We start from the raw sequence: 21,712 nt of genomic DNA, 5'->3' as shown, positions 1-21,712 counted from the left end.
ATGCCAGCCTAGAAATAGACGAGTCTACGCCTAAACCACTCCTCCTTTAATTTGTCGACGCAGGAGGATGTTGCTGTTTACGGATTAAGGCAAGATTCATCTCATTGAAAATTTATTAGTTTTAACTTTGAACCAGTAGTATTAGCATTAGGATGTAAGATGAAATCGACAGTAAAAAAAAGCTTTGATAAAACAGCATTCCAAGCCGCCGTTAATAAATACTTAACGACAAAATTAGTGACATTACCAGCGCAAGCGAGTGCGCATACGTGGCGCTTAGCGATGGAGTATGCACTAGCTGAAACAACGACGATGAATTTGCTTGCGACAGAACAAGATACCAAGATAAAAAATGCCCGCAGTGTTAATTATCTCTCATTAGAATTCCTTATTGGCCGCCTTACTGGTAATAACCTTATTAGCATGGGCTTGTATGAACAAGTCACAGTCGCAATGGCTGAGTTTGGTCAAAACCTGACTGATTTATTAGAAGAAGAGCGTGACCCAGCATTAGGTAATGGTGGTTTAGGTCGTCTGGCCGCTTGTTTTATGGATTCATTGGCAGCGGAAGAATATCCTGCGGTAGGTTATGGATTACATTATGAATATGGCTTGTTTAAGCAAAGCTTTAATGATGGTCGTCAACAAGAAGCACCGGATGTATGGCGTGATGAAACGGGTTACCCTTGGGAAGTAATTCGTCCTGAACTGGCGCAAAACGTCGGTTTTTATGGCCATGTCGAAGAGTATTTAGATCGTGATGGTATCAGTCAACGTCGTTGGGTTCCGGGTTTACAAGTAGAAGGCATGGCGTGGGATTTACCGATTGTTGGTTATAATAATAATTCTGTTTATCCACTGCGTTTATGGGAATGTCGTGCACCAGCGCCGTTTAATTTGAACCGCTTCGATGAAGGTAATTATGCTGAAGCACAAGCAAACCATATTCAGGCGGGTAATTTGACCAAAGTGTTATACCCAAATGATAATCATGACAAAGGTAAAGAACTACGTTTGATGCAGCAGTACTTCCACTGCGCTTGTTCTGTGGCTGATATTTTACGTCGTCATAAAGCCGCAGGTCACTCGATTATGGATTTAGCTAAGTTAGAGTCTATTCAACTTAATGATACCCACCCAACGATTGCCATTCCTGAGTTATTACGCATTTTACTTGATGAACATAAGCTAAGTTGGGATGACGCATGGGCGATTAGCTCAAAAACATTTGCTTATACCAACCACACCTTATTGCCTGAAGCATTAGAAACATGGGGTGAACATTTGATGAAGATGTTGTTACCCCGACACATGGAGATCATTTTTGATATTAATTTACGTCTAATGGGGATGGTGGCTGATAAGTGGCCAAACGATATTGAGAAATTACGTAAGCTGTCAATTATCCAAGAAGGGGACGAGCGTCGCATACGCATGGCCAATTTATGTGTTGCCAGTACATATGCGGTTAACGGTGTTGCGGCGATGCATTCTGACCTTGTGAAGCGTGATTTATTTCCAGAGTTTAATGCATTATTCCCTGGACGATTACAGAACGTCACTAATGGTGTTACGCCACGTCGCTGGCTGAAATTCTGTAACCCACTGTTGTCAGAGCTAATTAGCAGTAAAATTGGTAGTGGTTGGATCAAAGATCTCGACCAACTAAAACAGTTAGAAGCATTTGCGGATAATCGTGAATTCCAAACTGACTTTATGCGCGTTAAAAAAGCCAATAAACAACGTCTAGCAGATTGGGTTGCTGAACATATGGATATAACCCTTAATCCTGATGCCATCTTTGATGTACAGATTAAACGTCTGCATGAATATAAACGCCAGCATCTTAACTTACTGCATATCTTGTCTTTGTATCATCGTTTAATTAACGATGCTACTTTTACTATGCAGCCAAGAGTGTTCATTTTTGCTTCAAAAGCGGCACCTGGATATGAATTAGCTAAAGAAATTATCTTTGCGATTAATAAGGTCGCAGAAAAGATTAACAATGACCCGCGAATTGGTGATACCTTAAAAGTAGTATTTATGCCTGACTATCGTGTCAGTTTAGCTGAAATCATTATCCCTGCTGCGGATGTATCTGAGCAGATCTCAACAGCGGGTAAAGAAGCCTCGGGTACCGGTAATATGAAGATGGCTCTGAATGGTGCGTTAACAATTGGGACAATGGATGGTGCTAATGTTGAGATCCGTGAAGAAGTGGGAGACAACAATGTCTTTATCTTTGGTCTTAATGTCGATGAAGTGCAAGCACTGAAGGCACAAGGTTATAACCCTCATGATTATTATGACGCTGATAACTTATTACGTGCTTCGCTGGATCTGCTGATAGGTGATGAATTTACGCCCGGTCAACCTGGTCTACTTAATGCGACACGCCATAGCTTATTAGAAGACGGTGACCCGTATCTTGTATTAGCGGACTTTGCTGATTATGTGCAGGCTCAAGCACGTATTGATAAACAATATTGTGACCCACTGGGTTGGGCAAAAATGGCAATTTTAAATACAGCGCGTAATGGTAAGTTTAGCTCTGATCGTAGTATTCGTGATTATGCGAACAACATTTGGCAATTAAATGCGGTTAGTCGTTAAGTATTCATGGAGGATAAAATGGAACAAAGTAATGTGCTGAAAAACGTTGCTGAACAAGCGGGTATTGCAGATAGCTATACCAATGCTTGGGGTAACAATGAAGTCGTCTCTGATGAAACGCTAACACGTTTATTAGCTGCGCTAGGCTATGATACTCAATCTGAAAAGACATTACTCGCGTCGGCGGATAAAAAACACAAAACGCCAATTTTAACGGCTGTAAAAGTGGTTAAAGATGGTGAGCCCATTCATATTGATTTGAATTTGGGACAAAGCGCGAGAGTTAGTGACTTTAGCTGGCAGTTAGAAACGGAGCAAGGTGAACTTGTAGGAGGTTATCTGCAATCGCAAATTGTTGCCGATACGCGTGACGAAGGTGGGGTGCTTACTTTTTCTTTACCGAGTGATCTTACTTTGGGTTATCACAAATTACAGGTATTACGCCGTCGTCGTAAATCGCCTTACGAAATGACGCTGATCATTGCGCCCAAAGCGTGTTACAAACAGTCTTCGATTGAACAAGGCAATAAATCTTGGGGCCCAAGTGTGCAGCTGTATACTTTGAAAACCGATCATAACTGGGGTATTGGTGATTTTGGCGATCTGAAACAGCTGGTGGCCGATATTGCCGCGCGTGGTGGTGATTTTGTTGGTTTAAATCCAATACATTCTTTATTCCCCGCTAATCCGGAAGGTGCGAGCCCGTACAGCCCTTCATCTCGCCGTTGGTTAAATCTGTTATACATAGATGTGACTGCAGTACCTGAATTTGCATTATGTTCAACAGCGCAAGAACGTGTTGGTAGCAATGAGTTCCAGCAAGCCCTACATGTAACTCGTGCCACTGAGTGGGTTGATTACAGTGAAGTGTCACGTTTAAAAATGAGCGTATTACCGCTGTTATTTAGCGAGTTCCAACAACGTCATTTGGCGACTAATAGCTCTCGTGCTCAAAAATTCTTAGCATTCGTGGAGAAAGGTGGGAGTAGTTTATTACATCAAGCAAGCTTCGATGCGCTACATCAACAGTTACATGATAAAGATAAGAGTGTGTGGGGCTGGCAAGTATTCCCTGTTGAATTGCGTGATATTAACAGCGATGCGGTACAAAATTTTATTAAACAAAATCAGTCCTCGATCCAACGTTATATGTACTTGCAGTGGATTGCAGATGAACAGATCGCTGATGTACAAAAATTTGCTTTAGAGCAAGGTATGAATATGGGCCTTTACCGTGACCTTGCTGTTGGTGTTGCCGATAGTGGCGCTGAAGTTTGGGCTGATGAAGGTACTTTGTGTCAAGATGTGAGCATTGGTGCGCCACCTGATGTATTAGGGCCTTTAGGACAGAACTGGGGCTTGCCGCCGCTTAATCCAGCGCAATTAAAAGCAACGGGTTATGATGCCTTTATTCAATTATTGCGTGCCAACATGCAGCATTGTGGTGCCCTGCGTATCGACCATGTATTAGGCCTGCTACGTTTGTGGTTGATCCCCAAAGGTGAGGCTGCGACATCTGGTGCTTACATGTATTATCCGGTTCAGGATATGTTGTCTATTTTGGCGTTAGAAAGCCATCGTCATCAGTGTGCTGTGATTGGTGAAGATCTTGGCACTGTGCCTGATGAGATCGTGAGCTTGTTAAGTAACGCGGGAATTCACTCTTACAAAGTCTTCTTTTTTGAAACTGCCGAAGATGGCGGATATTTTTCACCGGCACATTACCAATCACAATCAATGGCAACACTGTGCACCCATGATATGCCGACACTACGTGGCTTCTGGCATTGTGAAGACCTTAAATTAGGCCAAACCATAGGACTATACCCAGATCAAGCACAGCTGGATGGTTTGTTTGATGCTCGTTGCAAATCGAAACAAGAAATACTCAATAGTGTTTCGTGGCACGGTAACCTGGCGGAGTCTGTGGGGCGCAATGCAAACTATGTTCCTATGGACCAAGCACTGAGTAACAGCTTACAATTACATTTAGCAGCAGGTTCAAGCAGCTTGTTAAGTTTGCAGCTTGAAGATTGGCTAGCCATGGACAAGCCTGTTAACGTACCGGGAACGGTAGATGAATACCCGAACTGGCGTCGTAAACTATCAGCCACATTGGATGACATGTTTAGTTGTCCTAATGTTAATTATTTAGCAGCAGAGTTGACTGCCGCACGTGCGAAAGCCTGTGATGAAGCAGTAAATCGCGAAGTAGTGAACAGCTAATCGTAGTAGAAAGGAAGTTTTAATGCAGTTGGTTGCAAATGTGGCTGTGATCCACAACCTTGAAGCATATTCTGGCTTGATGCCAAGTATGGAAACATTACATACCCCAAAACTTATGCACAAAGAGATGGGGGCGCAGTGTGTCAGTTTTATGCACGACGGTCAGCGGATATCGGGTGTGCGCTTTTTAGTGTTTGCGCCGCATGCCAGTAAAGTTAGTGTGATTGGTGATTTTAATGATTGGAATACTAACGATCATGCCTTGCGTCAATTGGACGCAGGGCTATGGGGTGTATTCATTGCTAACTTAAATATTGGTGAGCGCTATAAGTTTGCCATTGTGGATAGTAATGGTAAGAGCTTGCCATATAAAGCCGACCCATGGGGGGCGCATGCAGAACAGTACCCTTCATTTGCATCCTTGGTGTATCAGCAAGATAGCTATCAATGGCAGGATGATACATGGCAACAACGTGCTGTCACCGAAAAGCACAAACAAGCATTATCATTTTATGAACTCCATGTCGGTTCTTGGCTGCGTGATGCAGACGATGAGTTTTTGAATTATCGTCAATTAGCGGAAACATTGATTCCGTATTTACAAAAAATGCATTATACCCATGTTGAATTGATGCCAATTTCAGAACATCCTTTCTATGGTTCTTGGGGTTATCAGCCGATTGGACTGTTCGCCCCGACCAGTCGTTTTGGTCACCCAGATGACTTTAAACTCTTTGTGGATCAGTGTCATCAGGCTGGTATCGGTGTCATCATCGATTGGGTGCCTGCGCATTTTCCTGAAGATGATCACGGTTTAGCAAATTTCGATGGCACGGCATTATTTAATGATCCAGATCCGAAACGTGGTTGGCACCAAGATTGGCACTGTTATATTTATGACTGCGGTAAAGATCATGTACAGCGATTTTTAGTGTCGAATAGCTTGTATTGGTTAGAACAATTCCATGTGGATGGTATCCGCGTAGATGCTGTTGCGTCGATGCTGTATTTGGATTATTCGCGTAATGAGGGCGAGTGGATCCCTAACTGCGATGGCGGCAATCGTAACTATGATACCATCAAGGTATTAAAGTGGATGAATGAAGAGATTTATAACCATTTTCCTAATGCTATGACGATTGCAGAAGAGTCGACGGCATACCCTGGGGTATCGAAACCTACTTTCTTAGGTGGTTTAGGGTTTGGCTTTAAATGGAATATGGGCTGGATGCACGATAGCTTAAATTATATGAAAGAAGAACCAATTAACCGTAAGTACCATCACGATACTATCACGTTCCCGTTAGTTTATGCATTTAGTGAAAACTATGTATTAGCCTTATCTCATGATGAAGTTGTTTACGGTAAAGGTTCTTTATTGGAAAAAATGCCCGGCGATCAATGGCAAAAGTTCGCTAATTTACGTGCCTATACGGGTTATATGTATGGCCAGCCGGGTAAAAAACTTAACTTTATGGGGGCGGAGTTAGCTCAATCGAGAGAGTGGAACCATGATGGGCAACTGGATTGGGAGCTGCTACAACATGCTAATAATGCGGGTGTACAACAATTGACTGCAGATTTGAATCAGTTGTATCAGACGGAAGTTGCACTGTATCAACTTGATTGCGATCCTGCTGGTTTTGAGTGGCGCTTACAAAATAATAAAGCCGAAAGTGTGTTAGCACATGAACGTATTAGTGAGAGTGGCGAACGTATCTTGGTGATCAGTAACTTCACGCCAATACCAAGAGATAATTTCCGTCTCGGTGTTCCGAATTCAGGTCGTTATGAACTGTTATTAAACACGGACGCCAGATGCTACGCTGGCAGTAATTATCCGGTTGTCGGTAGTGCGGATAGTGAAAAAGTGCAAAGCCAGGGGCTCACAGATTCATTACGATTAACATTACCACCGTTGGCTACTGTATTTTATCGTTGGTGCGCTGCGGGATAAACGATCGATATGAATAGATCAGGATCGTAGCAAATGGAAAGGCAAGCGATTTTTGCCTTCCTTCTGCCGAGAGGTTCCATTAAACGGAAAATTCAGTAGGCAGTTACGATACAAGATTGTGTACTTTGCAACGAAGACTAAGGAAAATATTTTCTAGCGTATTCAGCCGACTTACCAAGTATAAATAGTGATGGAACGATCATCACAAAACCTAAAGAAAATATCAAATTCTGATTTTCTAACAACTCATATGTTGAATAAAAAGCAATGCACGGTAATAGGGAAATATGCAGCCTGTGGAGTTTTGGGTTGGTTATCGAGAATTTACAGTATTTTCTAATCATAATGTCCATCTTGTGATATTTAATGCGTGATATGACGAAGATTATACATATTTAAACATATGTTTAAATATGTATTCATGCTTTAGAGTAAAAATAAGCATTTCTAAGTAGTATTATTCGCTTTATAGATGTAGTTATTTATTAAAACTAGTTTCGACATTAATCATTATTATTCTATTCAATATTGATATTTATATCCTTTAGTTTTAACTGTTTTGTGACACAACACGTCACGTTTATCCTACTTGATTTATACTTATCTTGATTTTAAATATTTTTAAATAAAACCATGTACATTCAATACCTATTAGGTAATATTGTTTAAACAAAAGGAGAGGGTTAATGAAAAATATAAATGGAAAATTAAGTTTGATTATGTGCGCAATGGTCGCATCTGTGCAACCTGCTCTTGCTGAAAAGGCCGGGACGATTTATCTAAATCCCGCCGTCGGTTATCATATGTTTGGTTCAAAATCAGGTGTTGAAGACGGTGCTGCATTGGTTATAGGTGGAGAATATGTTATTAGCCCGAAGTTTGGTGCAGAAGTCAGCTACCTTTATGGTAATCCTGACATTGACGGCTCTTCTGGTGATATAGATAACGCACAATATACGCTTGATGGGCTTTACTACACATCTGAAATCGGAAATTGGCAACCATTTATCAATGCGGGTATTGGTCATGGCACATTTGATTCTGGAGCCTATGACACCAAAGAAACACAACTTAATGTCGGTATTGGTAGTCGTTATCACTTTAATGATAAATGGTCTGCACGATTACAAGCCAAGATGATTAATAGTTTGGACGATGAACGTTGGGATTCATTAATTACTGCCGGTGTGAGTTATGCATTTGGTAGTAAGAGTAAAGCGCCTGCTGTTGTGGTATTGCAGGAAAGCGAGAGTGATGGTGATGGTGATGCAATCTTTGATAAGAATGATCAATGTTTAAATACGCCAAGTGGTGTTTATGTTGATGATAATGGTTGTGCACTCGATCGTGACGGTGATGGGATCCCTGATTACCTAGATCAATGCCCTGATAGTGCGACGACTGATTCTATTGATGAAAATGGTTGTGTAATTGTAATGGAACAACCTGCATCGATGAAACTCGAAGTTCATTTCGCCAATAACTCGGCAGTCATTCCAGAGACTGCAAAAAGTAAAATTAAAGACCTTGCCGACTTGATGACGCAGTTTTTAAATGCCGATGTGGTGATTGAAGGGCATTCTGATAGCAGTGGGAAAGCTGCTTATAATAAAGTATTGTCACAACGTCGCGCCGATGCAGTACGTGATATCCTTATTCGTGAGTATGGAATTGATACTTCACGAGTATCAGCGATAGGCTATGGGCAAGAGCAACCGGTTGCTAGTAATAGTACAAAAGAAGGGCGCTTAGAAAATCGACGTGTAATGGCTGAAATTAGCTATAAATAAAGCGCATTATTGATAGAGGCTATTGTTTCGTTCGATCTAAAGATACGGCGCTCAAAATTAAAAAGCCAGCGAAAGCTGGCTTTTTAATATGTATTATTAATCGATACGAGTGTATTTATGTTTAAAACACTATAACCATAACATTTCAATGATAATTTCTGCTGTAAAATGCCTACTGAACTATATTAATAAGACCTATATTAATAAGAACTATGTTTCAAATGGATTTGGGGGATAAGATGATAAATAAAAAAAGATTTTTAATCATTGATGACTCTATCACTATCATCTCTTTAATGCGTTGGATGCTCAACAGTGCTGGTGTTTCGAATGATTTTATTGATAGTACTACTGACAGTTTAAAAGCCATTCGTTTGTTATCTAAACATCAGTATGATGTAGTTCTCTGTGATTACAATATGAATCATCACATCGATGGTGCGCTTATTTTTGATGAGATCAAACAGCGAAAATTAATTGCATCCAATACCGTTTTTATTTGTGTTACTGGTGATAGTACACTTTCGGTTGTTACACATTTTATTGAATTAGAGCCCGATGATTATTTGCTTAAGCCTTTATGCTCACAAGAGTTTATTCATCGTATTGAAAGCGTATTAGTACGTAAAGCCGTGATCGCCCCGCTATTATTGGCCATGGATAATCAAGATTATCAATTCGCACTGGAGTTATGTGATAACTATCGCACCAATAATATGCAATATGTTAATTATATAGATCGTATCTATGGTGATTGTTTATTACGTTTAAAACGGCATGATGAAGCCTTAGTATTTTATCAAAAATTTTGTGACGAAACGGACTCCATCTGGTCTGAAATCGGTTTAGGTCAAACTTACCAATCGCTAGGTGATTTGGATAAAGCTGAGAATGTGTTCAAGGCAATATTAGCCAAGCACCCCTGTCAACCTGTTGCTCGTCAAAGCCTTGCTAATTGCATGATGGTTAGGGATAAATTACCGGATGCCATTCGTGAATTTAATATTGCGCATAAAGTTAATCCTGCCAATCCACATCGTGAGCTCATACTTGCTAATTTGTATACGGCACTGCAGCAACATGATAAAGCGGCAGGTGGTTTTCAGCGCTTTATTACTAAGGTTAAAGATACTAGTCGTTATAGTTATGGCGTTGCGATGAATACTTATGTGTCACTTTTACTCGCAAGTTTATATACTGAATCGACCCAAGAACACGATGAGTTATTGAGTCAAGCGCAGTATAGAATTCATGAGTATAGTGCGAAATCTGAAGGCGATAGTATCGCTGAGTTTAATTTGTTAATTGGGCTTGGTATTCTTGCTTATATCAATGGAGATATTAAAAACGCTTTGATTGTGGTGCATAAATTAAGTGTTGTTGATAAACCTACTGTGGACTTTTATACTGAATTGAACATTGCAAGGCTATATGGTTTGTGTGGTATTCCGGACTTGTATGATGCCTCGATGTTACGTGCACAGGAACTGTGTAAAAACACCAATGAAGATATCTTAATGTTAAGTCAAATTAAGATGCTTGATGGTGCCAAACATGAAATCCAGCAACGTCTACAAGAAGGTAAAATACTGACCGAAAAAGCACAAGCACAACGTCAAGACAATGCGGCTAATCAAGCGATCTGCTATGCTTATAAAGCTTTTCACAGAGTCCCGTTTAATTATAATAATTGCCGCTTGATTATTGAATTAACGGCATTGGCAACACCCTCAGAATCCCAATCAGAAACCAGTATTCATGAACGTGAAAGTATTCTTAAATCTTGTGACTGGATCTATGAAAATGATAACCGCCCCACAACAGAAGAAAAACGTCGTACACATGAATTGTTTCATTTAGCCATCGATAAGCTGAGTTTACACATATAACGTTATAAATAATGTTGGAGTATTTATATGAACTCGAACATGCACTAACCTTTTTATTAAATATATTATTTTAAATGCGGCTAAGGTATCAGTTTTTGTCTTGTATCTACTTATAATAGTTATAAATCATTTAATTATAGATACTTTATAACATTTAGGAAATAAGTCAGCATGAAAGAGATTACTTTTAGATGGATAGATAAATACCTCATTCACCTTAGGTTACAAGAAAAATTCTATTTGCTATTCCTTCTTCCATTGCTGGCTGTGATTAATATTTCCTTCGTATTGGTGAGTGCTGCTGATAAGCAAAAAATCGATATAACGACAACACAGCTTCAAAGTACCATAAGCTTGTTAAGTAAATACCAAGTAAATGAAACCGATGCACGTTCATTATTAGTAAATAGTAATTTTCAATTTGGTCGAGGTGAATTATCTTCGGAAGTTAGCGGTATGGATTATTCGTTAGCTGTTAAAGATTTACCCCATGTATTTGATTACTTATCTAACTTTCAAATTGGCTTAACCATTGTTGTATTATTAATAGTATTGGCGAGCGTATATTACATAATGACATTCATTGGTGGTGCTATGTTTGGTATGAATCGAGCATTGGGCTTACTGGCTGATGGTGACTTAACTCATCGAATGAACTTTTTACCAGTACGTGATGAGTTTAGTACCATTGCTATTACGCTCGATAAGGTCGCTGAGCGCGAATTGAAAATGGTGCAAGAAATCCAAAATGTGAATGTACTTATTCAACAAATCAGTAACGATTTAAGCCAAAGTAGTACGTTAAGTGAATCAGAATCCGTGGCACAGCAGCGAAACCTTGACTCACTAGCTAGTGCTACAGAGCAAATGGCTGCGTCGATTCGTCAAGTTGCTACGCAAGCACAGCAAACATCAGTACAAACAGATGAAGCTCAGAGCGTTACAGAGCACGGCAGACAGCAAGTGGGTGAGACTAAGTCGGCTATGTCGACATTAGCGTGTGATATTGGAGATGCCGCAACGTCTATTTCTGAGCTAAATACCAATGCCACACGTATTGGTGATGTAGTCACAACGATTGATGCTATATCTGAACAGACGAATTTATTAGCTCTAAACGCGGCAATTGAAGCTGCTCGAGCTGGTGAGCAAGGACGAGGTTTTGCTGTGGTTGCAGATGAAGTCCGAACTTTGGCTGCACGTACTCAAGGAGCAACCGTTGAGATACAACAAATGATTAGCTTGTTTCAAGAAAACAGCGAACAGCTGCTTAATATTATCGGTACGACGGTAAATAAGGCGCGGACTAGCCAGCAATTAATGGACTCTGTGGATAATGAAATTACGCAGATTGCTCTGCGTAATCAACAGATATCAGATCGCAGTTCTGAAATCGCAGCCGCAGCTGAACAGCAGGAATCGGTCGCTATTGATATCGCGACAAACGTTGAACAAGTACGTAATCAATCAAACCAAATTGGTGATGTAATATTACAGTCAACCACATGTATCTTGAAGTTAAAACAGCAGGCGCAGGCATTAAGTTATTTAACTGCTGATTTGAAGATATAAATGGTTAATAATATAGCGTTTTAATGTTTTGGAAGAGGTGAACAGGCTTCTATTTTGTTTTATTTTATATATAATAGATATTATGAAATGTCCTTGTAGCTCAGCTGGATAGAGCAAGCGCCTCCTAAGCGCTAGGTCGGAAGTTCGAATCTTCTCTGGGACACCATTATTTTATGCATATAGCACTTATACATGTAGTACTCATACACACAGGAGTGTGTATGAGTTGATACTTATTTCTGCTATTAATTGTAATTATTGGACTATCACGGTTTAACTTCTATATCTTTACCATCACATCTTCCATTGCTAAACGTGATTTTGGTGGGGCGATATTGTAATCATTTTCAGCATCTCGATAACCAATCGCTAGTGCCACATCACTAACGTAACCATCTAGTTCTACAGCAAACTCTTTACTGATTAATTCGCTATCAATTCCTTCCATTGGCGTTGAATCAATATTCAGGCGTGCTAGCGTATGCATTGTATTACCTAACGCAAGGTAGGTTTGTGCTTTAGTCCAAGGCGCGGTATTGCCATGTTCATCTGTATTTAGTTCAACAAAAGCAAATGCACCAAAGGCGCCTTCTTTGTCTTCTGGCTTAGTACGTTTATCTGCAATACCTTTATCGATAACTGCTTCATAGTTTGCACGGGTATACGCTGGATTATGGGCAAAAATAATAATGTGTGATGCACTAAAAACATGTGGTTGGTTAAACTGAAATTTATTGGCAAAGGTATTATACATACGCTGTTTTGCTTCATCGCTTTCTATCACAATAAACTTCCAAGGTTGAGAGTTAATTGATGATGCAGATAAACGCATTGCTTCCATAACCACGGCAAGTTGGTCTTGCGATATTTTTTTTGATGAATCAAATTTTTTGGTTGTGTAACGATGGCTAAGATCTTTGATAATTTGGTGAGTCATAAATAAACCTTAATAATAAATTGGCACTGTTAATTTGTACTTACTAATAGCGTAAGTCTGAATATTGATGAATGTATGTTACTTATGCAATTTTTGTTATTTCATTTAATGTGAAAGTTGCGACGGCCCCTTCGGTTGTTTGCATATACATTTTTAAATGTGGGCTATTTAGGTGTTTTTGCAATAGCTCATGACTCGCCCAATTTTCAACGAAAGTAAACAGAGCTGGGTTGTTATTGTCTTGATGCAAATCGTATTGGATACAGCCTTCTTCAAGTCGTGTCGGTTCAATCAACTTTAATAATTCTGTTTTTACTAACTCCATTTGATCTGCTTTAGCTTCGATGTTTGCAATAATTGTTAGTGGGGTTGGCATATTATCGTTCCCTTTTATTGACGATACACATTAGTGAATGGGGACATTATCCTTGATTATTGCTATTCTAAAAACATGGTAATTAAACTAACAGTTTCAAAAGTTATTTGATAATGAATATTCAAGATCTCACTCTTTTTGTGCGAACAGCGCAAACATGCAACATCACCGCATCAGCTCTGCAGTTAGAGATGACAGCTGCAGCGGCGAGTGCTGCGTTAAAACGTTTAGAGAAACAACTCGGCGTTCAACTTTTTATTCGTTCGACACGTAAGTTACGCATCACCGCAGAAGGTGAACGCTATTTAGTACATTGTACTGAGGCTTTAGCGGCATTAGAAAAAGGTAAATCCTCATTAAATGAAATGCAGGGTAAAATTGCCGGTGAAATACGCTTATCCGCGTCGTCAGATTTAGGACGTAATATTGTTTTACCTTGGCTAGATGAGATGATGGATGCTTATCCTGAGTTATCTATTCAGTTCAATGTTAGCGATTATTTGGCTGATTTCTATCATGACAAAATTGATATGGCGCTGCGCTATGGCGAACCCGAAGACTCCTCGTTGGTTGCTTTTCTCATTGCTAAAATAGATCGTGTCGTCTGTGCATCACCAGCCTATTTAGCGAAATATGGTGAGCCTAATCATCCTAACGACTTATCACAACACAACTGCCTGCTCTATCGTCTTGGTGAGCGTGTTTATGATACCTGGCCATTTGTTGATAGTACTGGAAACAGTGCTGGAACAAATAGCGGTAAATACAAGGTAAAAGTGACTGGTAATCGATTAAGTAACGATGCTGATGTCGTCCATCGTTGGGTTGTCGCGGGCAAGGGCATTACGATGAAGTCGCGGTTAGATATGGTGGCTGACTTACGTGCGGGTAATGTTGTTGAACTTCTGAGTGATTTTAATTCGCCGCCCATTAACTTATGGCTAATTTGTCCTAACCGTACTCAGGTTACCCCGGCGATGTTGATGTTGCGTGATTTGCTACGCCGTAAGTGTGAAGCTGAATTAAGTTAGCTCAGTCTGGCGCTACATCTAGCCAGTCAGGTATGGTAAAGTGATTTCATCTATATTTTGTTAATTAAGCTGTATAACAAGGACTTTTATGACTATTGGTATTGGTGGTTCAACTGCGGAATTAGAATTAGCTAAACTCGCTGATATGACTGCAGACGTTAAAGCTATCTCGTTACAAGAATTTAATGAACGCATTGAAAGCGCACAAGCAATCATGCAACGTGAAGGCATTAAAGCTGTATATCTTAATGCGGGCACAAACCTGTATTATTTCACGGGTATGCGTTGGGGTGCTGGTGAGCGTATGGTTGGTGCTATTTTACCTGCGCAAGGTGAGTTACAGTTTATCGCGCCACACTTTGAACAAGATACCATTAATGAATTTATGCAGGTACAAGCTCCACTGCATTGCTGGCATGAACATGAAAGTCCTGCACAATTATTTGGTGATATTCTCGCTAAACTTGATATTGCCGACGGCACTGTTGGTATTGACGAAGCGACTGCTTTCTTTATGTTTAACAATATTCGTCATGCGTATCCGCAGTTTGAATATATTGATGCTAAGGTTGTGACGGCTGGTTGCCGTCAGCAAAAATCGGATACTGAGATTGCTTTATTACAACGTGCTAAAGACATGACGTTAGAAGTACATAAAGCGGCTGCACGTATTTTACGTTTAGATATTTGTACGACGGAAGTGGAAGAATTCATTCATCAAGCACATAAAGTGGTTGGTGCACTAAACGGCTCTTATTTCTGCATCGTATTATTTGGTAAAGCCAGCTCGTTCCCGCACGGTGTTAAAGATGCACAATTCTTGAAACAAGATGATGTGGTATTGATTGATACCGGTTGTCAGTTACACGGTTACAATTCTGATATTACCCGCACTTATGTATTTGGTGAAGCAAGTGACGAAGTACGCGCTGCTTGGTTAAGTGAAAAAAATGCGCAACAAGCCGCGTTTGATGCAGCACAGATTAATGTTGCTTGTCAGGATGTTGATGCCGCGGCTCGTGTTTCACTGGAAGCAGATGGCTTTGGACCGGGTTATGATTTACCGGGGTTACCGCATCGTACTGGTCACGGTATTGGTTTAGATATCCATGAATGGCCATATTTAGTCGGTAACGATACCACACCATTGGCGAAAGGTATGTGTTTCAGTAATGAACCTATGTTAGTGATCCCTGGTAAGTTTGGTATTCGTTTGGAAGATCACTTTTATATGACTAATGCGGGACCTGAATGGTTTACTCAACCATCGTATTCGATTGATGACCCATTTGGTTATCAAGCTTAGTTTTTTAAATAATAGTTATAAGTTAAGAGCTATAAATTAAACGTCATAAATTTAAACGACGAAAGCCCGCGAGACTAATTTCGCGGGCTTTTTTTCAACAGTATGAATTATTTGCTGTTAGCAACGTGTGTTGCAATCACATCCATCAGTGTTGGCGATAGGCAATCATAAGATTCAAGACCTAATGCATTCAAACGTGATCTGATTGCTGTCATGTCTTTTGGATCTGTACCTGTTTCAATGATAGATGAAACAAAGGCGGCAAACTCAGGTGCTGACCAACCTTTATCGGCAGATAGCTCGGTATGAACGAAATCTAGACCAAAGAATGGGTGTGTTCTATCTTCAATACGACCATACATGTGTACACCACAGACATTACACGCAAAACGTTGGATTGTTGCTGTGTCATCAACAACTTTTAGTTTTGAACGGTTGCTTGTTACGCTTAACTTATCTTTTGACACAACTGCAACTTGTGAGAAAAGTGCGCCTTTGGGTTTCCAACATTTTGAACAACCACAAGCATGGTTATGTGCTGTTTGGCTGTCGATTTTTACCGTAACTGGATTACTGCTACAGTGACACTGTAATGAGCCACCACTAAAGCCATTCGCCGTTGGGCTTATACCGTTGTCCATTGCTGGGTGGATCTTGGTGCTACTTGTTGGGCAAAATGCGTTTTTATAGGTACTTACAATTTTATTTATCATATTCAATTCCAATTAGTTTGATGCGGGTGCGAAAGATGAATCTGCGTTTCTATGTGCGGTATAGATTGCTTCACCATCACTTTCAGCATCAAAAATAACGGTTACATTAGGAGAGAAAAGGATCACATCGCCAACTTCTGCAACATATTTATTATCTTGCTTGTCACGTACGACTATCTTACCTTTGGTGATAACTTTGTATTCAACGGAGTCGTAAACGTACTCGAATTCAACACCCGGTTGCATAGCAAAATGACCAATGGTCAATGCATTGCTATTTTTGGTTACGGCAACTTCGGCCATTTGGCTTTTTAGACCCTCTACTTCAAGTAATTTACTTAGATCATTTAATTTGAATGAGCCAGATTTAAACAGGAAAATACCAGGTTGAGTTGTTAATGTTGACATCTAATATCCTTTATTTAATCAAATCACATTGTGTGAATTATTTAATTTTTAATGTGGTTTATGTTTGCGATGACAAGCATTCTACATTTGGATAAGAACAAAACAATATGCTAAAACGGTAAAAGATTATTACATGTGTGGTGGTAATTGAATTTTAAGTTATTGTTTGTTTTTTTAATTATCGTTGTTGGCTTGGTGGTTTTGATGACGAATTGATGAGTTTAATTGCTATAATTGAAACAAAAAAGGAAGCGCAATGGCTTCCTTTGTTGACGAATAGGCATGTGAGTATGATTATTCGTTAGTATCTTATCCGATAATATTAAATCGAATGATTAAGCGAAGTGCTTATCTAATTCTTCGCTACCACCGATGTGTTTACCACCGATATAGATTTGTGGCACAGTACTGCGACCTGTTACTGCACGTAGGCTCACTGTTGTTGCGTCTTTACCTAATACCACTTCTTCGTAGTTTAGACCTTGGTCGATTAAGGTTTGTTTTGCTTTTGCACAGAACGGGCAACCCGGTTTAGTAAATACGGTGATTGACTCTTGTACTTTGTACTCAGGAGCTAGATAACCTAGCATAGTATCAGCATCAGAAACGTTGAACGGGTCGCCTGGTTCGTCAGCTTCGATAAACATTTTTGCTACCACGCCGTTTTTAACCAGCATGCTGTAACGCCATGAACGTTTGCCAAAACCGATGTCAGATTTGTCGACTAACATGCCCATGCCTGCAGAAAATTCACCGTTACCGTCTGGAATGAAGGTAATGTTTTCTGCTTCTTGGTCATCTTTCCATGCGTTCATTACAAAGGTATCGTTTACTGATACACATAATATGTCATCAACGCCATGTGCTGAAAATACGTTAGCTAATTCGTTGTAACGTGGTAAATGGCTTGAAGAACACGTTGGTGTGAATGCACCCGGTAAGCTAAATACGATTACTGTTTTGTTAGCAAAAAGTTCTTCTGTTGTGCGGTTAACCCATGCGTCACCTTGGCGAATAGGAAATGTAACTTGTGGAACCGCTTGGCCTTCTTTTGATACTAATGTTGTCATAATATATTCCTTCACGTAGCTATTAATTAAGCTAACTTGTTTGTTTTATATAAAGTAAATTTGGTGAAGACGTTGTGTCTGTGTCGTCTTGATGTAGCTATTATGCAAAAAAAAATGTGATACTCACAATCGATTAAACCTTGACTTTTGATAGGTTACCCCTATTGCTCGCGGTGAACATTGGAATTTTTATTTGTTTTAGCTACGGATTGAATCTTTGAGTGTTAGATCCAACCCATATAGCAGGGGGAATTATAGAAGGAACTGATAGGGAATTAGTGCTGCATTTTTGTTGCTAACGCTATGCGATTCCACATATTAATGGTGACAATTTGCATAATACACTGTGCTAGTTTTTGCTCACCGAGTAATGCAAGGCAACGACTATAGGTTTCATCTGATACACCAGCAGCTGAAATGAGCGTGACTTCTTCTGTTAGAGTCAGTATTGCACGTTCTGTATCACTAAATAGTGATGACTCTTGCCATACTGACAATGCATAGAGGCGTTGTTCTGTTTCTCCATGTTTACGTGCTTGCTCGGTATGCATTTGCACACAGTAAGCACAATTGTTGGTGATCGATGCTTTGATCTTGATGAGTTCTTTTAATTTAGGCTCTAAATCCGTATCACTAAGATAAGACTCTAGGTCTAACATTGCTTGAAAAGCAGCTGGTTCTAGTTCACTGATGTTGATTCTGTTGCTCATAATATTACCTTCATAGTTGCTGTTGGTTAATGATGACGTTATTGTATGGTGTTTCATTTATGACTGGAATATACATAAAAACTGAAACAGTTTTGCGTTTTATACAAAATTGTTTTTATATAAACTACATTAGGACCCATGCAATGCTTAATTTAATCCGTGTATTTATCAAGGTTGTTGAGCTAGGTAGTTTCTCTAAAACTGCAGCCGTTTTGAATATGGCCCCGTCTTCAGTGGCGCGTAATATTGATAATCTTGAGGGCGAATTAGGCGTAACTTTATTTAAGCGCAGTACTCGACAGTTATTATTGACTGAAGATGGTCAGCAATTTTGTGAACGGGCTGAGAAGCTGTTAGTAGATGCGGATGATTTGGTGTTGTCGATGCAAAAAGTAAATCAAGAGCCAGAAGGACTACTGAAGATATCGGTTTTTGAGAGTTTTGGTCGTCAACGAATTTCACCCTTATTACCAGAATTTTTAGCGCGCTATCCTAAGGTTAAAATTGAGATTGAGTTAGATAATCAAGTCATCGATTTGAATGGTGAAAATGTGGATCTAGGTATTCGCATTGGTCGTCCAAGTGATTCAAATTTACATGCTCGTATATTACTGACTAACCATACGATCTTATGTGCGTCACCGGATTACCTTGCGAAATTTGGCGCACCAAAAATACCTGCGGATTTAAGTGAACATAATTGTCTGACATTGGCGAATAGCCGTCAGCGTTGCTATTGGCATTTTAAGAAAAACAAGCAAATAACCAAAGTCGCAGTGCAAGGTAATTTAAGTTCTAAAGACGGTAGTCCGTTATTAGAAGCGGCATTACATGGTGGTGGTATGTTGTTAATGTCAAAATGGATGACGGTGGACTATATAGACAAAGGTACGCTGGTGGAGTGTTTACCACAGTGGCAGGCATCTGCGTACGAAGGGGCGAGCGCTGAAGTGTATGCGGTTTACCAAGGCAGTAAATTTCAACGACCTGCATTAAGGGCGTTTATCGATTTTTTGGTAGAGAAGGTTAAGTAACGTTATTTACGATTATAAAAATTACAAGCCACTAAACCAATTATACCCTTGATCTTCCCAGTAACCACCTTGATGAGTTTTATGGACACTAATACGGGTAATAAATTTTGCATTTTTAAAACCTAATTTGACAGGAATTCTTAGTCTTACCGGGGCTCCAAAAGATTGACTCAAAGGTTGGCCTAGAAAGTTTAAGGCTAGAATAGTTTGTGGATGCATAGCTGATGCCATATCAATACTTGTATGGTAACCGTCAGCGCAATCTATGCGTACAACTGTATTATGAAAGTCAGCCTCAATTCTATGTAGCAATAAATGAAGGGGTACACCTGACCATTGACCTACAGCACTCCAACCTTCAATACAAATCATACGTGTGATCTGTGCCTCTTGTTGCATACTTCGAAGATCAAATAAAGAGAGTGGGGTTTTATTCTTAATTAATCCACCTAATTCTAAGCGCCAGGTATCAGAGTTTAATGCGGGTGCATAAGCTTCAGGATAAAAGCCATTGTAAGGAAAATTTTGAGAAATTTCTGATTCAGTAAATGTTGGTGCCATACGGTCAGCCGATAAAATAATGCCTTGAGTAATATCATTCCATGTTGAAGATGCCGTTAATATTTTTTCACGAAAATTCGGTAGTAATGATAAACTTCCTAGTGTGCCTCCTGTGATGGCTAAAGCTCCTAGTCCGCTCAAAAATCCACGTCGCGATAATGTCAGTTGTTTATAAGTCATTATTAATATTCTTAGTATCATTTACTAAATTTTTATTATTCTGTACGTTTTTTTTCGCAGAAAATATCATGCTAAGTAATGTTGAAGGAACCATAATTACCATAGATAAATGTACAATAATGAAAGTTGAAATACTTACCATTGCCCAAAAATGTACACGCCTCATATTTTCATACCCACCTACAATGTAATTAATTACCTGAAATTGAACTGGCTTCCATAGTCCTAAACCAGACAAGATTAAAACAATAAAAATGCGGTGAGATAAAACATACGTTGAATATGGTTATATTCACCAATGTAATGTTTTAAGTTAAAGGTTAAGACTTGTTGTGTTTCATTAACTATTTTTTTTATTGAAATAGGCCACAAATTGGGTGCTACCGTTAACGATAATAAACGGGAAAGAACAAATAGAATGCTAGAAAAAACAAATAGCCATATTAACAGAAAATGCCATTGCAGTGCTTCGGTTAAATATCCTCCTAAAGATAAACTTACAGGGAAGCTAATAGGATAAAGAGGGGATGCATTAAATATAGCCCAGCCACTCGATATTAAACCGATAACAGAGATTGCATTAAGTGCGTGTAATATACGTATTAACCCAGAATGAATTGGCATGCTCTATCCTTATTTAATATCGACTTATGCATTAATAATATAGAGATAGATCATCCATATGAAAATAGATGAACTATCTTAGTTGTAAAGCTAAATAGGAGGAAGAGTTCCTTTTTCATGAATAGCTATTAGATCTCCTGCTAAGGTACAGCCAGATACTTTTGCAAAGATAATCATGTTGTCGCCGACTTTAATTCTATGATTTTTTGATGGTGCAAAGGTTGTTATTTTCGTTGTTAAAGGCACAAGTACTTTTTGTGTTTCTTCGCCAAAACGGACAAGTAAGATACGTTCATTATTTGAAGTATTATTAACTACTTGTGCAAGTGTGGCGTTCGTCATTTTACTTTCTGAGGTTAAATCCCAGTCTCCAACACCTTCATTAAAGCCGTGCATTGCTTCAGGGAAAACATTTATTCCTAATGCGCGTCTTGAATTTTCACCAAATGGTACTGATGGTATTGATAAATAAGCATTTTTAGGGATGTCTTCAAATTTAATATCTTTGAACAATAAGACAGTAAGGGTATCAAGTAACTTAATTTCAATTTTCTGACCTGATGATGTTTTAATTGTTGCAAAGTTATTATCTAGCTTAACTAACTGACCGCGTATACGTAATCCTTCCGCATTAGCAGTTGAAATAAAGCTCAGCGTAACTAGTAAACAAATTACTAGTAATTTACAGTTTTTTAATAGGTTCGTTCTCATT

18 protein-coding genes and 1 tRNA gene are annotated in these 21,712 nt (G+C 39.3%); 10 read left to right on the top strand and 9 right to left on the bottom strand.

Going from position 1 to position 21,712, the window contains the following annotated elements; translation table 11 throughout:
- Positions 1–159 precede the first annotated feature (159 nt).
- From BT797_RS03965 to BT797_RS03935, 7 genes are all read left to right on the top strand, one after another.
- The gene (locus BT797_RS03965; protein WP_075471138.1) at positions 160–2,616 is read left to right on the top strand and encodes a glycogen/starch/alpha-glucan phosphorylase; all 2,457 of its coding nucleotides are present in this window, start codon (positions 160–162) and stop codon (positions 2,614–2,616) included.
- Between the two features lie 18 nt (positions 2,617–2,634).
- Positions 2,635–4,842 carry a 4-alpha-glucanotransferase gene (gene malQ / locus BT797_RS03960; protein ID WP_075471137.1) on the top strand — a complete coding sequence of 736 codons (2,208 nt, stop codon included), beginning with the start codon at positions 2,635–2,637 and terminating at the stop codon, positions 4,840–4,842.
- 22 nt (positions 4,843–4,864) lie between these two features.
- On the top strand, positions 4,865–6,799 hold the full coding sequence (gene glgB, locus BT797_RS03955) for a 1,4-alpha-glucan branching protein GlgB (RefSeq protein WP_075471136.1): 1,935 nt from the start codon (positions 4,865–4,867) through the stop codon (positions 6,797–6,799).
- 686 nt (positions 6,800–7,485) lie between these two features.
- Positions 7,486–8,589: an OmpA family protein gene (locus BT797_RS03950; protein ID WP_075471135.1), complete on the top strand. Its 1,104-nt coding sequence runs from the start codon at positions 7,486–7,488 to the stop codon at positions 8,587–8,589.
- A 239-nt stretch (positions 8,590–8,828) separates the two neighbouring features.
- Positions 8,829–10,478: a response regulator gene (locus BT797_RS03945; protein ID WP_244534129.1), complete on the top strand. Its 1,650-nt coding sequence runs from the start codon at positions 8,829–8,831 to the stop codon at positions 10,476–10,478.
- Positions 10,479–10,649: 171 nt separating this feature from the next.
- Entirely contained in the window at positions 10,650–12,050 is a 1,401-nt protein-coding gene (locus BT797_RS03940) for a methyl-accepting chemotaxis protein (RefSeq protein WP_075471133.1), read from the top strand.
- 89 nt (positions 12,051–12,139) lie between these two features.
- Positions 12,140–12,216: transfer RNA gene (locus BT797_RS03935), tRNA-Arg, on the top strand.
- Between the two features lie 114 nt (positions 12,217–12,330).
- Here BT797_RS03935 and BT797_RS03930 read toward each other — a convergent pair.
- The gene (locus BT797_RS03930; protein ID WP_075471132.1) at positions 12,331–12,987 is read right to left on the bottom strand and encodes a nitroreductase family protein; all 657 of its coding nucleotides are present in this window, start codon (positions 12,985–12,987) and stop codon (positions 12,331–12,333) included.
- An 82-nt stretch (positions 12,988–13,069) separates the two neighbouring features.
- Complete coding sequence (locus BT797_RS03925) at positions 13,070–13,363, bottom strand: putative quinol monooxygenase (RefSeq protein WP_075471131.1); 294 nt, start codon at positions 13,361–13,363, stop codon at positions 13,070–13,072.
- A gap of 113 nt (positions 13,364–13,476) precedes the next feature.
- Between BT797_RS03925 and BT797_RS03920 the strand changes: the two genes are divergently transcribed.
- Both BT797_RS03920 and BT797_RS03915 read left to right on the top strand, forming a co-directional pair.
- A complete protein-coding gene (locus BT797_RS03920; protein ID WP_075471130.1) occupies positions 13,477–14,394 on the top strand; it encodes a LysR family transcriptional regulator in 918 nt (305 codons plus the stop codon).
- An 88-nt stretch (positions 14,395–14,482) separates the two neighbouring features.
- Positions 14,483–15,700: a M24 family metallopeptidase gene (locus tag BT797_RS03915; protein ID WP_075471129.1), complete on the top strand. Its 1,218-nt coding sequence runs from the start codon at positions 14,483–14,485 to the stop codon at positions 15,698–15,700.
- A 107-nt stretch (positions 15,701–15,807) separates the two neighbouring features.
- On the opposite strand, the gene gfa is transcribed toward BT797_RS03915, so the two are convergent.
- The 4 genes from gfa to BT797_RS03895 form a co-directional block, all read right to left on the bottom strand.
- Positions 15,808–16,413: an S-(hydroxymethyl)glutathione synthase gene (gene gfa, locus BT797_RS03910; protein ID WP_075471128.1), complete on the bottom strand. Its 606-nt coding sequence runs from the start codon at positions 16,411–16,413 to the stop codon at positions 15,808–15,810.
- Positions 16,414–16,425: 12 nt separating this feature from the next.
- On the bottom strand, positions 16,426–16,821 hold the full coding sequence (locus tag BT797_RS03905; protein WP_045111220.1) for a hypothetical protein: 396 nt from the start codon (positions 16,819–16,821) through the stop codon (positions 16,426–16,428).
- Between the two features lie 335 nt (positions 16,822–17,156).
- A complete protein-coding gene (locus BT797_RS03900) occupies positions 17,157–17,891 on the bottom strand; it encodes a glutathione peroxidase (protein ID WP_075471127.1) in 735 nt (244 codons plus the stop codon).
- Positions 17,892–18,166: 275 nt separating this feature from the next.
- Positions 18,167–18,601 carry a carboxymuconolactone decarboxylase family protein gene (locus BT797_RS03895; protein ID WP_075471126.1) on the bottom strand — a complete coding sequence of 145 codons (435 nt, stop codon included), beginning with the start codon at positions 18,599–18,601 and terminating at the stop codon, positions 18,167–18,169.
- 143 nt (positions 18,602–18,744) lie between these two features.
- On the opposite strand from BT797_RS03895, the gene BT797_RS03890 reads away from it, so the two are divergent.
- Positions 18,745–19,635 carry a LysR family transcriptional regulator gene (locus tag BT797_RS03890; RefSeq protein WP_075471125.1) on the top strand — a complete coding sequence of 297 codons (891 nt, stop codon included), beginning with the start codon at positions 18,745–18,747 and terminating at the stop codon, positions 19,633–19,635.
- A 21-nt stretch (positions 19,636–19,656) separates the two neighbouring features.
- On the opposite strand, the gene BT797_RS03885 is transcribed toward BT797_RS03890, so the two are convergent.
- From BT797_RS03885 to BT797_RS03875, 3 genes are all read right to left on the bottom strand, one after another.
- Positions 19,657–20,376 (bottom strand): molybdopterin-dependent oxidoreductase, encoded by a 720-nt coding sequence (locus BT797_RS03885; protein ID WP_170860713.1) that lies wholly within the window; start codon positions 20,374–20,376, stop codon positions 19,657–19,659.
- A gap of 240 nt (positions 20,377–20,616) precedes the next feature.
- Positions 20,617–21,000, bottom strand: coding sequence for a cytochrome b/b6 domain-containing protein (locus tag BT797_RS24780; RefSeq protein WP_082293668.1), 384 nt, complete (start codon positions 20,998–21,000; stop codon positions 20,617–20,619).
- Between the two features lie 90 nt (positions 21,001–21,090).
- Positions 21,091–21,711, bottom strand: a complete 621-nt coding sequence (locus BT797_RS03875; protein ID WP_075471123.1) for a hypothetical protein — start codon at positions 21,709–21,711, stop codon at positions 21,091–21,093.
- Position 21,712: the final 1 nt, after the last annotated feature.

This window comes from Moritella viscosa (assembly GCF_900120065.1).
GTDB classification, from domain to species: domain Bacteria; phylum Pseudomonadota; class Gammaproteobacteria; order Enterobacterales; family Moritellaceae; genus Moritella; species Moritella viscosa.
Note: the sequence above shows the minus strand (reverse complement) of the source record. Positions and strands in the feature narration are given on the sequence as shown.